The organism is Streptomyces sp. NRRL F-2664 (genome assembly GCF_000719345.1).
Classification (GTDB): domain Bacteria; phylum Actinomycetota; class Actinomycetes; order Streptomycetales; family Streptomycetaceae; genus Streptomyces.
On the sequence record NZ_JOFX01000002.1, the window covers coordinates 42205 to 56460 of the forward strand.

Annotated in this window: 15 protein-coding genes; 8 read left to right on the plus strand and 7 right to left on the minus strand. The window is 69.7% G+C overall.

Features of this window, described 5'->3' with window-relative positions; all coding sequences use genetic code 11:
* Window positions 1–4: 4 nt before the first annotated feature.
* Window positions 5–541 carry a GNAT family N-acetyltransferase gene (locus tag IF89_RS0102460; RefSeq protein WP_234327641.1) on the minus strand — a complete coding sequence of 179 codons (537 nt, stop codon included), beginning with the start codon at window positions 539–541 and terminating at the stop codon, window positions 5–7.
* Between the two features lie 228 nt (window positions 542–769).
* Between IF89_RS0102460 and IF89_RS0102465 the strand changes: the two genes are divergently transcribed.
* The 3 genes from IF89_RS0102465 to IF89_RS41685 all read left to right on the plus strand — a co-directional run bounded on the left by IF89_RS0102465 (window position 770) and on the right by IF89_RS41685 (window position 1947).
* On the plus strand, window positions 770–961 hold the full coding sequence (locus IF89_RS0102465; RefSeq protein WP_030760350.1) for a hypothetical protein: 192 nt from the start codon (window positions 770–772) through the stop codon (window positions 959–961).
* 39 nt (window positions 962–1000) lie between these two features.
* On the plus strand, window positions 1001–1297 hold the full coding sequence (locus IF89_RS0102470; RefSeq protein ID WP_030760352.1) for a hypothetical protein: 297 nt from the start codon (window positions 1001–1003) through the stop codon (window positions 1295–1297).
* Window positions 1298–1476: 179 nt separating this feature from the next.
* Window positions 1477–1947, plus strand: a complete 471-nt coding sequence (locus tag IF89_RS41685) for a very short patch repair endonuclease (RefSeq protein ID WP_078628050.1) — start codon at window positions 1477–1479, stop codon at window positions 1945–1947.
* Between the two features lie 13 nt (window positions 1948–1960).
* Here the strand turns inward: IF89_RS41685 and IF89_RS0102475 are convergent, their stop codons facing one another.
* From IF89_RS0102475 to IF89_RS0102490, 4 genes are all read right to left on the minus strand, one after another.
* Window positions 1961–3301: a DNA cytosine methyltransferase gene (locus tag IF89_RS0102475; RefSeq protein WP_063831238.1), complete on the minus strand. Its 1341-nt coding sequence runs from the start codon at window positions 3299–3301 to the stop codon at window positions 1961–1963.
* 172 nt (window positions 3302–3473) lie between these two features.
* Window positions 3474–5300: a DEAD/DEAH box helicase gene (locus IF89_RS0102480; protein ID WP_030760357.1), complete on the minus strand. Its 1827-nt coding sequence runs from the start codon at window positions 5298–5300 to the stop codon at window positions 3474–3476.
* Window positions 5297–6712 carry a ParB N-terminal domain-containing protein gene (locus IF89_RS0102485; protein ID WP_030760360.1) on the minus strand — a complete coding sequence of 472 codons (1416 nt, stop codon included), beginning with the start codon at window positions 6710–6712 and terminating at the stop codon, window positions 5297–5299. Before IF89_RS0102485 ends, IF89_RS0102480 begins: the two co-directional genes overlap by 4 nt.
* Before the next feature lie 61 nt (window positions 6713–6773).
* Window positions 6774–7478 carry a hypothetical protein gene (locus IF89_RS0102490; RefSeq protein ID WP_030760363.1) on the minus strand — a complete coding sequence of 235 codons (705 nt, stop codon included), beginning with the start codon at window positions 7476–7478 and terminating at the stop codon, window positions 6774–6776.
* A gap of 594 nt (window positions 7479–8072) precedes the next feature.
* Between IF89_RS0102490 and IF89_RS0102495 the strand changes: the two genes are divergently transcribed.
* Window positions 8073–8768, plus strand: coding sequence for a hypothetical protein (locus tag IF89_RS0102495; protein ID WP_030760366.1), 696 nt, complete (start codon window positions 8073–8075; stop codon window positions 8766–8768).
* 90 nt (window positions 8769–8858) lie between these two features.
* Here IF89_RS0102495 and IF89_RS0102500 read toward each other — a convergent pair whose 3' ends face one another.
* Window positions 8859–9863, minus strand: a complete 1005-nt coding sequence (locus IF89_RS0102500; protein ID WP_030760369.1) for an SEC-C domain-containing protein — start codon at window positions 9861–9863, stop codon at window positions 8859–8861.
* 56 nt (window positions 9864–9919) lie between these two features.
* Here IF89_RS0102500 and IF89_RS0102505 point away from each other — a divergent pair, with 56 nt between their 5' ends.
* The 4 genes from IF89_RS0102505 to IF89_RS0102520 all read left to right on the plus strand — a co-directional run bounded on the left by IF89_RS0102505 (window position 9920) and on the right by IF89_RS0102520 (window position 12980).
* A complete protein-coding gene (locus tag IF89_RS0102505; protein ID WP_051806730.1) occupies window positions 9920–10711 on the plus strand; it encodes a class E sortase in 792 nt (263 codons plus the stop codon).
* 129 nt (window positions 10712–10840) lie between these two features.
* Window positions 10841–11164: a DUF6412 domain-containing protein gene (locus IF89_RS0102510; protein ID WP_030760374.1), complete on the plus strand. Its 324-nt coding sequence runs from the start codon at window positions 10841–10843 to the stop codon at window positions 11162–11164.
* Window positions 11165–11277: 113 nt separating this feature from the next.
* On the plus strand, window positions 11278–12000 hold the full coding sequence (locus IF89_RS0102515; protein ID WP_051806731.1) for a YidC/Oxa1 family membrane protein insertase: 723 nt from the start codon (window positions 11278–11280) through the stop codon (window positions 11998–12000).
* A gap of 122 nt (window positions 12001–12122) precedes the next feature.
* Window positions 12123–12980, plus strand: a complete 858-nt coding sequence (locus IF89_RS0102520; protein ID WP_030760380.1) for a fumarylacetoacetate hydrolase family protein — start codon at window positions 12123–12125, stop codon at window positions 12978–12980.
* 105 nt (window positions 12981–13085) lie between these two features.
* Here IF89_RS0102520 and IF89_RS0102525 read toward each other — a convergent pair whose 3' ends face one another.
* Window positions 13086–14201, minus strand: a complete 1116-nt coding sequence (locus tag IF89_RS0102525) for a Gfo/Idh/MocA family oxidoreductase (RefSeq protein ID WP_030760383.1) — start codon at window positions 14199–14201, stop codon at window positions 13086–13088.
* Window positions 14202–14256 lie beyond the last annotated feature (55 nt).

Here is a 14256-nt window from a genome sequence, read left to right on the forward strand (position 1 = left end):
ACGCTCACGCCGAGGGGTGGTTCGGGGCGAGGAAGACGACGACGGCGTTCTCCGTGCCGGGCAGCGGCTTCACCTCGTGCCAGCCGAGCCGGTGGTAGGTGGCCACGGTGTCGGTGGCGACGCGTGCGGTCAGCAGCCAGGCCCGGTCGTCGGGGGCGTCGGCGGTGATCTCCGCGAGCAGGGCGCGCCCGGTGCCGTGGCCGCGCGCGTGCGGGCGTACGGCGAGCTCGTCGATCTCCAGGGCGCCGACGAGGAGTTCCCGTACGCGCCGGCGGCCGAGCTGCGCGGCGACGTGTCCGTAGGCGCGGTCGGTGGGGAAGGCGCGGGGGGTCAGCCAGGCGGTGGCGAAGCCGTCGACGCCGAGGGCCGACTGGGCGAAGGCGGTGCGGAAACCGGGGCGCCGGGTGTCGGCGTGCAGCCGTACGGCGAACTGACGAATGGTTTCTGCATCCTCGTTCCACGGCGGCGCGGAGAAGACCTCGCCGTAGGCGTCGGCGAGTTCGTCCGTCAGGTCCAGGACGGCCGGTCCGTAACAGATCACGTGTGCAGCTCCTTGGGCCGGCTCGGGAGGCTCGGGTCGCGAGCGGGTCGCTCGGGGGCGGATCGTCCCCGCCGTGGGGGCGGATCGTTCCTGCCGAGGCCCGAATCTACGCCTGCGCGGTACGGAAGCGGGCATGTCCACAGATCCGGAGGGTGTGCGACAAATCCGACTTCCGTACGGTGTCGTGGACCCCCGTGTCGACCCGCCCCGGCGCGCGTTGGGCCGGGCGTGCGCAACAACCTCCTCAGCCGGGCCCTGATGGGCCTCGCCGCCTGCGCGGTGGCGTTCTTCGTGATCCTGGGGGTCATGGCCGTGCTCCCGCGCCCACTCCAGGACGCGCTTCCGGACAACGTCCTGGGCGGGGCCGCCGTGGTCCTGGCGGTGGCGGCCGCGCGCCGGTTCGCCCGCCGGGCGCGTTAGCCTCGTCCGGTGACGTCCGAACGGCTGGAGGCCCCCACCATGGCGCAGCTCCCCACCTCGCTCGTCGCCGCAGGCGGCCTCGTCGGCGGGTACGCCGCGGCCCGCTGGACGGGGAACCGCCCGCTCGGCGGCGTGGTCCTGGCGGCGGCCGGCACCGTCGCCGCGCGCGCATGGCACCGCCGCACGTCCCCGACGACGACGGCCCTGCTGGGCGCGGCCTACGTCGCCGCCTTCGCGGGCTCCCACCCCCTGGCCAAGAAGATCGGCGCCTGGCCGGCGGTCTTCACCGCGGCCGCCGCCGTGGCCGCCACCACGTACGCCGCCGCGGACCGCTAGGCGGAGGTCCACGGGTCGCGGAGCCGCCGCTAGGGAGAGGCTCCGCCACTGGCGGTGCAGCGACCATAGGTGGTTGCCCAGCCCCGGCGATCGCCCGGGCCGCCGTGCCCGGGCCAGGGGGGCACTGACGACTTCCCCTGTTCAAGCGAATGCTGCGGAGGGCTAGAATCCGAGCCGTTATGACGAACAAGCTGCCCGAGCCCGAGGAGTGGACCCCGCCGGCTGGATCATGGGCATCGTCAGCCGCCAACCGCCGGAGCATGCTCGGCAACAGGAGCCGGGACACATCCCCCGAGCGGGCGCTTCGCTCGCTTCTGCACGCGCGGGGGCTTCGCTACCGTGTGGCCGCCAAACCGCTTCCGAAAATCCGCCGCACCGCGGACCTCGTGTTTGGGCCGACAAAAGTCGCGGTGTTCGTGGATGGGTGTTTCTGGCACGGCTGTCCCCAACATTTTGTCCCACCGAAGACCAACCCCGACTACTGGCGCGAGAAGATCGGCGGCAATATGCGCCGCGACAGGGAGACCGACGCACAACTGGCTGCTGAAGGGTGGCTCGTCCTGCGCTTCTGGGAACATGAAGAAGCGGCTGACTGCGCCGCCGTTGTATGGGACGCAGTCACATCGCGCCGCTCCGGAGCTGGACGGTAGATCCGCTTCCAGCTCAGGCAGGCACGTCGGCAGGTACCGCCATCTCGGCTGCGCGGGGACGGCTGACTCGTGCTGCAGGGGCGAACAGGGTGCCCTCCTTGGCGAGGAGTGAGGAACCAGCGTCCGGATCGTCAGCCATCTGGTAGCCCGAGAGGAGCGAGTCCCGGTGCTCCGGTCGCAGGACAGCTGCGACGGCTCGGCCCACTGCCTCGGCCACCGGCGGTGGGAAAGCATTGCCCACCTGGCGATAGCGTGCGGTTTTGCCGCCGCCTGCGAACGTCCAGTCGCGGAAGCCCTGAACGGCGGCTGCCTGGTCGACCGTGAGCATCGGACCGTCCTTGCGGAACAGATCCCGCTCAGGGACGGTTTGATCCTCGTCATTGGCGACGCCCTTGGCATCCACGCCCAGCGCAGCCCACGCCTTCTTGGCGCGCGTGGGCCCGAGGTCCGCCCCCCCGTGCTTTCGAGAGCCTCCCACGAGCGTGGGTGCAACCAAGAGGCCGCGAGACTGTGCTGTCAGGGCGTTCCGCTCCCAATCGTCGTATGCCTGCGCACCCGTCCGCGTAACACCGTCGGCCGTGTACTCGACGTCCCAGTAAGGTGTGTACCGCTTGCGCATGCTGCTCTGGAGAGTTTCCATCAGCGTTTCTGCCGGCAGGGCGTCCCGAACCGGCCAAACGAAGGCCCCGCTGTTTGCCACGTCCTTGTGAAAAGCGACCAGAATGGCGCGTGGGCGAAGCTGCGGGACGCCGAACGCGTTCGCGTCCATGCGGCGCCATACGCTCCGCATCTTCCGGTCCTGCTGCTGGGGGGTCATAGCGGCGGAGATTTCGGGCACGGAGTATCCGAGACTCTTCAAATCGTTGATGATGGAGCGCCTGTAGTCGATGAAGACCTCAGGCGGCTCCAGGATGCCGCGGACGTTCTCAATGAGGATGGCGCGAGGCTGGAGATCTTCAACGATTCGGAGCATGTCCGGGAAAAGATCCCGCTCATCGTCTTTTCCGAGCTGCTTTCCTGCCAGAGAGAACGGGGGGCACGGTACCCCGCCAGCGAGGAGGTCGATCTTCCGGCCGTGAAGTTTTTCCATCTCTTTTAGCTGCTGGTGCTCAGCGGAGCCGAGAAACTCCCGCACATCGGATGGGCGTAGCGCGTCGACCTTCTCTTGCGTCCAGCCAGGCCAGGTGCCGACGTTTGCCTTCAGAGTCTCGACGGCGTGCCCGTCCCACTCGACCAGTGCCGCGTGGTCGAATCCAGCCTGGTGGAGGCCCGAGGCCTGGCCGCCCGCGCCAGCACAGATTTCAACAGATACCAGTGGATCGTCGAAGTGGGGGCGGGGTCGCCGCGCGGTCATCCCTGGTCTCCTCATGTGTGGCGCGAAACATCCAGTGTGGCAGGTACGCCAGGATGCATCCTCACATGGACCGCCCACATCGGGCGCCAGATCACCTTTTACAGCGACTGGCGCCCGCCTCCCGCTAGGGAGTCCTCACTGCTCGTGCCGAGCCGACCTGATCGGCCCGGCCCTAACGCCGCCTGAGGTGCCGGAGCAGTGCGGCTACATCTGCCGGAGCCAGCCCGGCCGCCACCGAGGGCTCTTCCTGCAGGTCGGCCAGCTGCTGCACAGTCGGGTCGTCAAGGATCTTGCCCATGAACTCCAGCTTCTGGTCAAGGCGGGCCTCCACAACCTCGTCAATCGTCCCGCGGGCCGCCAAGACAGTGACGCGGGTCTCAACGTCAGGCGCCAGCCCCAGGCGGTGGATGCGGTCCAGGCTCTGCAGGTACCTGCCCCCGACGAAGTCGCGGTCCACGTACACCGCGTCGTGGCAGACGTGATGGAGGCTGATCCCTTCACCCAGGGTGGCCGGGTTGGAGACCAACACGTGGCAGTCCTTGCTCTCGCGGAACCTCCGGATCTGGTCATCCCGGTCCGGCGTCCCCCCGTGGACGATGGCGGGCGAGAATTCGGAAAGCAAGCGCTCCAGGGTCCTCAGGCTGCGCACGAAAGTTGACCAGACGAGTGTCTTGCGCCCGTCCTGGGCGTTTTTTCCGATGATCGCTGCAGTTTCTTGGTACTTCGGTGACAGTTCATAGTCGGGTAGATCACGCATAAGCGTGTACAGCGAGTGGCTCCGGGGGATCTCCAGGGGAGGCAGCTGGTAGGCAAGGGGTTCATATCGGCTGCCACCGTCCAATAGGAGGGCCGGGCTGGTGGCTGCCATCAGGAGGCGCAGCGCTGTTTTGCCCAGTGCACTCAAGTCGTCCTGACCCGAACGTGGATTCTGGCTGCCGACCAGGGCCTCGTAAATCTCGGTGTGTAGGGGGGGCAGGTCGACGTAGCGGACGCGGGGCTCCATCGGCGGAAGCCCGAGTTCGAGCTTGGTCGTCCGGGTGAACAGCGGGCGGAGCGTGCGACTGGCCTCTGCCAGGTCGCCTCCGGCCACTGCGCGTGCTACTGCCCGCTGCCCGTGGCCGGGCCAGACGAAGCCGAGAAGGTTTTCCAGGTCCTTCCGGCCATTGGGCGCTGGCGTGCCCGTGAGGATGAGGCGGCGACGGGCCAGCGGCCCCAGCGCCATGCAGGCGGCGCCATAGGTCCCGCGGACGCCGAGTTTCATCCGGTGGGCTTCGTCAAGGATGAGCATGGCAGGTTCGGATTGGAGCCACGCTGTCAGGACCGGGAGCGCGCGGTCGAGACGCTCGTAGTTGACGATGAGGACTTCGGCGTAGTCGTCCATCGTTCCATCGACCACGTGCGGCCGCAGACGGTGGCGGAAGCAAACGGCGGTTTCATATTTCCACGATTCGTAGGCCGACTTGGGGCAGACCACAAGAAGGCGGGAGACATTGCCGCGCGCCTTCTCCGCCGCGTACACCCCAAGTGCTGCGCGGGTTTTGCCCGCCCCCGGCACGCTGAAGTTGGCGCCGTGCTGCAGCGACAGCAGCTTGGCGATGTCCCGTTTCTGGAACTCCCCCAGCTCGGCCTGCCACTCGTCGCCCAGCAGGGGGGGCACATCGTCGGCAGCCATCTCTGCGGCAGCTGCTGCTTCAGGGTCTGCCAGCCGCTGCTCGACCCTGGCCGCATCTTGGATGCTGCCGACGACGAGCTGCTGTAGGTCCGTGGCCCACTCCACGCCGGCCTGGTCCGGCCAATGGGCCAGCTGGTCCACCCGGGTCAGCACGTCGTCAACGTCGGCAACGGCAGTGGTGGGGCTCAGCTGGCCGGCGGTACGGAACCGGGCGGTCAGCTGGACCAGGGCATCGGCATACTCTGCGGACGCTTTGAAGACCACCTTGGTGCGCGACTCGTCGAACTCCAGGCGCAGCGAGGCGCTAGTGGTGCTGCTGCCGGTCACGACGTGCCCCCAGAGACCGCGTCAATCAGCCAGGAGACGCCATCGCCGGGGGCATCGCTGATCTTCTCCGCCTGTGAGGACAGCTTGGCAAGGCTGGCGCGCAGCACGACCAGGGCATCGTCGAAGGCCTGCGCATCGAGGCTCCGGGCGGCACGCGCCTGCACGAGGTCCACCGTGCACTGGTCGATTGCGGAGCAGGCGTCCGCGAGGCGGGCAGGAGCCAGCTGCTTGCGCTTGCGGACCCGGGCGTCACGGCCGGCGTCGTCAATGGCCCTGTCGAAGGCGTTCTTTGCCGCGGAGACGGTCTCGCGAGCAGCCGCCTTCTCCCCCTCCGGGACCTCGGAGCTGTCAGCAACCGCCTTCGCCCGCAGTACGCGGTCGTTGAGTGCCCTGGCAGCGGAGACCTTGGACGCAGTGCCCTTGACGGAAAGCCCGAGGCCAGGGATAGCGATGGCTTCTCCTGCCGTCTGTTCCTCCATCAGCTCCGGAGGAAGGGAACGGGGCAAGTATCCCGCTTTGGCGAATTCCTCATCGATGTGACGGACATCCGTCTTTGAGAACCCGAGCAGGATGGCGCACAGACGCCACTCCTTCAGGACGTCGGCCTCGTCGGCCTCGACTTCGGAGAGGTTCTTGTAGAGCCGCTCCAGTTCTTTCAGCTTCTCCTGGTCCATTTCAAAGTCGATCAGGCTGAGTGAAGCCGCACCAGTCCGGCTGCGCTCAATGAGCTCGCGGATCGCAGCGAGGATCCACCGCTCCTGGTGGTAAGTCTTCGTCTGGATCCGGAACTCCCGGGCGATGTCCTCAGGGGTTCGGCCCAGCTGCGCCTGCTCTTCCATGGCGAGCAGCCGGTTAATGTAGGAGTAGTCACGACGGTGGTCCTTTCGCAGCTGCAAGGACAGCTCGACGGCGTTGATGTCCGCCCAGGTGAAGGATGCTGGGAGGACGCCGACCCGCATGGAAGTCTTTCCAGCCTCCCGCAATGCCGCGGCGCGAGTGTTCCCGTTGACGAGCACACCGTGGTGGGTGACGAGTCCGGGCTCGTTCTGTCCGTACTGGAGAAGGCTTTCCTTCAGCTTGTCGAAGGCCGTGTCGCGGACACGCGGGTCTGACGGGTCCGCTTTCAAGAGGTCGGCGAGGTAGCTCTGGCCGTCCGCGCTGTACGGATCTGCTTCGAGCTGGCGGTCCCGAGCCGGATTGTGGCTCCGCTGCGCGCGGATGCGGTGTGTTCCTGGGTTGAAATAGAGGCTGTCAAGAGGCAGCTCTACTACTTCCACATGGATGGTATTGCCGTTCCAGTCGACACTGACGGTCTCACGGGTTCCACCGGCAGCCTTGACATCCTCAAGCCGCTTGCGGATCAGCTCGCTGAACTCCTCAGCGCGCGGCGGCGGCGCGAATTCCTGGAACACAGTCCACTCCTCTTTTCGGTCGTCTCTTGCGGTATTCGTGCTGCTTCGTGCGACTCGGCTGCTACTCCCGCTCCAAAGCAGCCCGGACGGTGTTCCGCGACGCCCCCGGAAGCGTCTGGAGGACGCCCCACACCCTCTCGAGGGCTCCGCGCGTACGCTGGCCGGCGTCGATATACGAGACCAGGGCGTGCTTTTCGAGCGGGCTCAGGAGGGCGACTTCGGCCAGCACTCCGGCCAGGTCCACCTCGCTCGTGTTGCTGGCCACGCACCTGCCGCAGACGGTCACGAGCTGTTCTTCACCGGTTCCGTCTGCCAGCAGCACCCAGCGGCGGGCAACGGCGAGTTGCGAGGTACCAGACGTCCCATCCGGGTACTTCTCGCCCACGCCGATTCCGCAGGTGCGGCACAGGAAGCTGTCGTCACTCCACACCTTCGCCCGCTGAGTAGAGGTGAGGCTGGCCTTCTGCTTCGAAGCGGTGGCCTGGCCGGGCAGCCAGATGTCGGCTCCCCGGGACACGTACTTCTGCTCCTGCTGCTTGAGCGCTGGATCCTCCCGGTGGGTGTCGATCTGCCAGTTGTGATCCCGGAGTTCGCGTACACGCCGGTCGATCTGGGCAACGTCCGGGAAGGCCTGGCGCAGTTCGGCCTTTGTGAAGACACCGCCGACGCCCACCTGTGTCTCCAGCCAGAGCGCGGCTCGCACCTTTGCCCCGAACTTCAGATCCTGCCAAGAGGGCAGCGCAGTGCTATCAGTACTGTCAGTCATTCCATACTCCGTCCAAAAAAGTGGAAAGTGGAACGAACGGGCTGAATCGGCCGGAGTTCCTCAGCCGACGGAGGTCGACTGGTTGAGAGGGGCAGGACGATGTCCTGGGTGGCCAGCTGACGACTCGGTCATTGTCGCTTGGTGCATGCGGATGCCCGGTAGCTCCTGTGCTCCCCGGGGTCTGCGGTGCCGGATCCGGGAAGCTGCCAACGTTATTTCACATGGCGTCTCGGCTTGTCCAGCCACTTCGGTATTGCCAAATAAATGGCAATGAACCCTTGCCATTTATTTGGCAAGTGCTGGGATCTCGTATTCCGCTGATGCCGGTTCAGTTGAGAAGTTATGGTTCGGGAGGGCGGCAGTTGTGACATGAGCCGCGGGCCGTCTGGGCGCCTCCGCGGAGCAGGAGACTGGCGGCAGTAGGAGGTCTGCATGCTTGAGGGGTGGAGCGAAGTGAGGCAGGGGGATCCGGGGGCGTTGCCCAGCGGCAGTGCGGGACGCGGTGGGTACGCGGCGCGCTATCTGAAGCCGCTGGCCGAGACGGCACGGCGGGGGAGTGCCGGACCGCCAGCTTCTCAGCGCTATGTAGCCCAGATGCTGGCCGAGCGCGGCTTTGAAGTGAGTGAGAGCAGCATGACCCGGTACCTCAAGGGTGACAGACGCCCAGATCTGGCGTTCGTGCGCGCCCTTCACCGTCTGGCGGTAGAGCGCAGCGGGTCGGCCAGGCCAGCCGGAATCGCCTGGGCTGCTGCTGCGGAGGCATACGAGCGCGTCGTCTGGTGCAAGAACTGCGCTGACCTGGACGACGAGCTTGCCGAGCTGCGCAGGGCGGATGAGGCGAGGGCGCAGTCGCTGGCCCGTCTGGCGCAGGAAGTAGCCGGCCTGCGGAAACTCTCAAAGGCCGTGCGGCGGCGAGCGGCGCACCCGCCGGTCCCCCCTTCTGTGGGGGACCGGCGCCGCGAACCATCCGATGTCGACGCAGCTCGGAGCTTCGCCGCTACAGCGTCAGACCTCTACTCCAGCGGCCGGCGGGAGGAAGCTGTGACGGCGTTGGGGGAGGCCGTCAGGTTCCTGACTCCTGAGGAGGCCGTGGCCGTCCTGGAGTTCCTTCACGCCGGGTTGCACACGCAACTCAGGCAATCCCTCACCCAGATGATTGCCCGCGAGCGATCGGCAGGGACAGTGATCGAGGTCGCAGTCGAGCTGAAGGGGCGCCATATGGCCGACCTTGCCGATGGCATCCTGGCGGCGGCGGCCGCCGGTGCGTCTCTGCGCGGCGGATGGGCGTAGGCCGGCCCCGGCTGTGGCCTCTACCAGCGTCGGTAGGGGCAGAAGGGCGGTAACCAAGGGCCGGCGGTCTGACGGTTGGCTGTCGCTTGATCAGGGGGCGGGTTCCCCGTGGCACTCCGCGTACGGCTTGCCCGAGGTGCACCAGCAGGGGGCGGTGGGGGTCGGGGGCCAAGGGGTGGCTTTGCCGCGGGCCGCGAGGGTCGTGGCGTATTCGGCCAGGAGGCTCGGGGAGGCCGGGGAGGTCTTCTCGGAGGCGGCGAAGGCCTCGTACGAGGGGACGCTCGCGGTGACGATCCCGAGATTGGTGGTGCCCGAGGCGGCGAGGGCGCGCAGGGACGTCTCGATGTCGCGCAAATGGGCCTCGTGCGAGGCGTACTCCGATCCGAGCGTCGGGTAGCTGGTCAGCAGCTCGGACAGTTCGCGCTGCGGCCAGTGCAGGATCGCCACCGGGAACGGGCGGGAGAGGGCCGCGCGGCGGTCGCCCAGCTCGGCGCGCAGCCGGGCGATCTCGGCACGCAGCTCGGCGGGGTCGTCGGAGCCCAGGGCCCAGATGCGCTTGGGGTCGTGGAGCTCGTCGAGCGGGATGGGGCCGATGTGGCGGGTGTCGGCGACCATGTCCCAGTCGTCGTGAGGGCGCCCGAGGAGGCGGCGTACCCGGTGGCGGCCCGTCAGGAGGGCGGTGGTGGCCCGGGTCAGCGGGGTCGAGTCCGCGATGAGGAGCGTCGCGGCCTGGGTGAAGCAGTCCTCGGCGGCCTCCAACTCGTCGTGCGCCTCCAGGGCTTCCGCGATGACCTCCCACGGGGCCGGGTCCTTGGGGGAGGCGGCGCGGATGCCGGAGATCAGGGCGCGGGCCTCGGGCTCGTGGCCGTACTCCCACAGGTTCGCCGCCTGGAGGGCCTTGATCAGGTGGGGGTCGGCGGGGGAGGAGGAGAGGAGGCGGTCGTAGAGGGCGCTCGCCCGGTCCCGTTCGTCGGCCAGTTCGAGGTGGGCCGCGGCCTGGAGGAGCAAGGGCTCCTGGTCCTCGGGGTAGCGGGTCGCCGTGCGGATGAGGCGCTCGGCTTCGGCGATGTGCTCGGCAGGCGTGTCGGGGCGCATGGTTCACACCGTACTGCTGCTGGTCAGTTGACGGGGGAGGTCTTAAGGTGCCGCGCGTGCGGGATCGGATACCGGTGGTGGTTCAGGGGCGGGGCCGGCGGGCGCGCCCCGGTCCGGTGGGGGCCCTGTGGGCGGCCGCGGAGCTGGCCGTCACCGTGGGCGTGGTGGTGTTGTTACTGGTGGTGCACCAGGTGTGGTGGACCAACCGGCAGGCCGCCGCCGCGGCGCGCGAGCAGGTCCGGGCCCTGGAGCGGGCCTGGGAGGAGGAGCCCCCCGCTCCCGCACCGCCCGCGCCTTCGTGGCCGACCGACGCCGCCCCCGCGGCCGGGGCGGCTCCGTCCGCCGATCCGGCTGCCTCCCCGTCCCCTCCCTCCCGGCCCGCTCCCGCCGGGTCGCCGTGGGCCGGGCGGGAGCGGGCGTACGCCGTCCTGCGCATTCCGCGGCTCGGCCTGGTCGTGCCCGTCGCGCAGGGCATCGACAGGCGGACCGTCCTCGACAAGGGTTATGCCGGGCAGTATCCGGGGACCGCCGCGCCGGGGGCGCTGGGGAACTTCGCACTGGCCGGGCACCGCAACACCCACGGCGAGCCGTTCCGGTACATCAACCGGCTGCGGGCCGGCGACGAGCTGATCGTCGACCTGCCGGGGCGCCGGTACACGTACGTGGTGGGGCAGACCCTGAGCGAGACGACGGAGCGGGACACCGGGGTGATCGCGCCCGTGCCGCGGAGCGTGGTGAAGCCGGGGTACGGGTACGGCGAGCCGGGCGCGTACATCACGCTGACCACCTGCACGCCCGAGTACAGCTCGAAGTACCGGCTGGTGGTCTGGGGCACCCTCAGGTCCTGACTGCCGCCCAGGTCCCTTGTCGGTGCGCCCGGTTACCCTCGATCGGGAACGGGTGTCGAGGACGAACAGGTCCGAGACGAACAGGTTTCGAGGGGAGGGGGTCCTGTGGTCGGGTCGCGACGCGACGGCATGCCGTCCGCCCGGATCGCCCGGGCCCTCTCCGTGTTCCTCCCGCTGCTGGTGCTGGTCGGGGGTGCCTTCGGCCTGTTCGCCGGTGAGGCCGGGCTGGGTGCCGTGGCCGTGGCCCTCGCCGCGACGGTCGCCGCCGTCGCGGTCGGCGCCGAAGCGATGGCCGCCGCCGCGCGGCTCGTACGGCCCGTACCGCCGCACCGCATACGCACCGCGATCCGTGATCGCGAGCAGCGCACGGCGTTCCTGCCGCAGCGTGATCCCGATGCCTCGGGCCGGTCGCGGCCCAGGGCGCCCGGCCGTCTCGTCCCGACGGCCGCGTAGGGGCGCGCAGTACGCCTTGCCTTCGCCGACTGACCACTGTTGCCGCCCCTCGTGGGTCGTCACGCCGAAATGCACCTCTTTCGACGTTCGACGAGACCCTCCGGAGGGCCCGCGTGTCCGTTTTCAGCCACCTTGTTGCCGAGCTGGGCCGGTTCTTGGAACCGGTACTGGCCGAGTCCGCGACCGCTGCCGCGATCGTGCTGTTCACCGTGCTCGTACGGCTCGCCCTGCACCCGCTGAGCCGGGCCGCCTTCCGCGGGGCGACCCCGGCGGCGGGCTGCCTGCCCCTGCTGCTCCAGCTGCCCGTGTTCTTCCTCATGTACCAGGCGTTCTCGTCGGGCGGTGAGCTGCTGGAGCACCGGCTCTTCGCGGCGCCCCTGGGTTCCCGGTGGACCGAGGCGCTCGGGGAGGGCGGCCCGTTCGGGGCGCAGGGGCTGGTGTTCCTCGCGCTGTTCGGGGCGATCGCGGCGGTGGCCGCGTGGAGTGCCGTGCGCGGACGCCGGACGGCGTCCGCGGCCGCGGCGCAGGCCGCCGTGACCACGGCGACCGCCGGGGGCGCCGTTGCGCGGCGCAGGCCCGCCGGCGGTCCGGCGCTGCCCGAACTGAGCGCCGAGCAGCAGGAGGCCGTGCGCAGGCTGGGCGGCGTACTGCCCCTGCTGTCCTTCGGGACGCTGATCACCGCCGCCGTGGTGCCGCTGGCCGCCGGACTCTACCTGCTGACCGCCACCGCCTGGTCGGTGGCGGAGCGGGCCTGGCTGGAGTACCGCAGGGGGCGTGCCGCCGGGCGGGCCTCCGACCAGCGGCGGGCCGGCGGAGCCGCGCGTTCCAGTCTGTGAACAGGGTCTTGCGGATTGGTCGGGCATCTTGGAGGATCGACCAATCCTCCGATGGCCGCAACCCATCGTCCGGCCCGGGGCATGCCCATGGGCCGACCACCCACGACCACGGGAGAATGCCCATGAAGCTGCTGCGTGTCGGACCGGTCGGATCGGAGCGCCCCGCGCTGCTCGACCAGGACGGGACCCTGCGGGACCTGTCCGGCGTGATCACGGATGTGGACGGCGCCCTGCTGGCCGACGAGTCCGTGCTGTCCCGGGTGCGGGACGCGGCGGAGTCGGGCGGGCTTGCGGCCCTCGACGCCGAAGGGCTGCGGATCGGCGCACCGGTCGGTCGCATCGGCAAGATCGTGGGCATCGGCCTGAACTACTTCGGGCACGCGGCGGAGATCGGCGCGGAGCCGCCGGCCGAGCCGATCCTCTTCCTGAAGGCCGCGGACACCGTGGCCGGCCCCGACGACACCGTCCTGATCCCGCGCGGCAGCGTGAAGACCGACTGGGAGGCCGAGCTCGGCGTCGTCATCGGCAGCACCGCCCGCTACCTCGACTCCGCCGAGCAGGGCCTGGCCCACGTCGCCGGCTACGTGCTGGTCAACGACGTCTCCGAGCGCGAGTTCCAGATCGAGCGCGGCGGCACCTGGGACAAGGGCAAGAACTGCGAGACCTTCACCCCGCTCGGCCCGTGGCTGGTCACGGCCGATGAGATCCCAAACCCGCAGGACCTGGACGTGAAACTGTGGGTCAACGGGGAGCTGCAGCAGCACGGGAACACGTCCGACCAGATCTTCCCGGTCGGCGAGGTCGTCCGGTACCTGAGCCGGTTCATGACCCTGTACCCGGGCGACGTCATCGTCACCGGCACGCCGGCCGGTGTGGCCATGGGCCGGCCCGAGCCGAAGCCGTACCTGCGCGCCGGCGACGTCGTGGAGCTGGAGATCGAGGGGCTCGGCCGCCAGCGCCAGGAGTTCAAGAGCGCCTAGCGAGGACGGGCGGGACGGCCCTCGCGGCGGTCCCGCCCGTTCCGCGTGTCCGCGCCCCTGCGGGTGCGGATGCCGCGGCGGGTAAGGGTGGGGATGCCCCGCGCGTCACGCGATCCCGTGCTCCGGGCTCACGGTGAGCTCGACCGCCACGCCCTCCTGGGAGGACATGCGGGCCGCCTCCAGTACGTCCAGGCAGTGCGCGGCCTCCAGCGCCGTGACCGGGGCCGGCCCGCCCGTGCGCAGGGCCGCCTCCACCGCCGCGTAGTACGCCGGGTAGTCGCCCTGCTCGGTCGGTACCGGGGCGCCGCCGCCGGTCAGCGGGGACTCGCCCGAACCCACCCGCCCCCACAGGTGCGGGGGTTCCTCGCCCCAGGGCAGCCGCCCGTCCGGCCGCAGCCCCTCCCGCAGGGCGCCCTCCTGGGGGTCCAGGCCGTACTTCACGTAACCGGCCCGGGAGCCGAGCACGCGGAAGCGCGGCCCGAGCTGGGCCGCGGTCGCGCTCACGTAGAGGTGGGAGCGGACGCCGTTCGCGTGGGTGAGGGCGATGAAGGTGTCGTCGTCCGTCTCGGCGCCCGGGCGCCGCGTGTCGGTCTCCGCGTAGACCCGTACGGCAGGGCCGAACAGGACGAGGGCCTGGTCGACGACGTGGCTGCCGAGGTCGTAGAGCAGGCCGCCGATCTCCTCCGGGGCACCCGACTCGCGCCAGCCGCCCTTCAGCTGCGGGCGCCAGCGCTCGAAGCGGGACTCGAAGCGCTGGATCTCGCCGAGTTCGTCGCCGGCGAGGAGACGGCGCAGGGTGAGGAAGTCGTTGTCCCAGCGGCGGTTCTGGAAGACGGACAGGAAGGTTCCGCTCCGCTCCGCGAGGTCTGCGAGCGCCCGGGCCTCGGCGGCGGTCGCGGCGAGCGGCTTGTCCACGACCACCGGGACGCCGGCTTCCAGGGCGGTGGTGGCGAGCGGGACGTGGGTCTTGTTGGGCGAGGCGACCACGACGAGGTCGAGGTCGCGCTGCCACAGCTCCTCGGCGGTGGGGGCGGTGTGGACGTCGGGGAACTCCGCGCGGGCCTGGGCCTGCCGGGCCGGGTCGGAGGTGACGACCGTGTCGAGGACGAGGCCCTCCGTGGCGGCCACGAGGGGGGCGTGGAAGACGGAACCGGCGAGTCCGTAGCCGATGACGCCGACGCGGAGCGGTGCGGATGGTGCGGTGGGGGCGGGGGTGCTCATGGTGCCCACTTTGGCAACAGCGTTGCCGAAGTGCAAGGAAGGTGGACAATGGGCC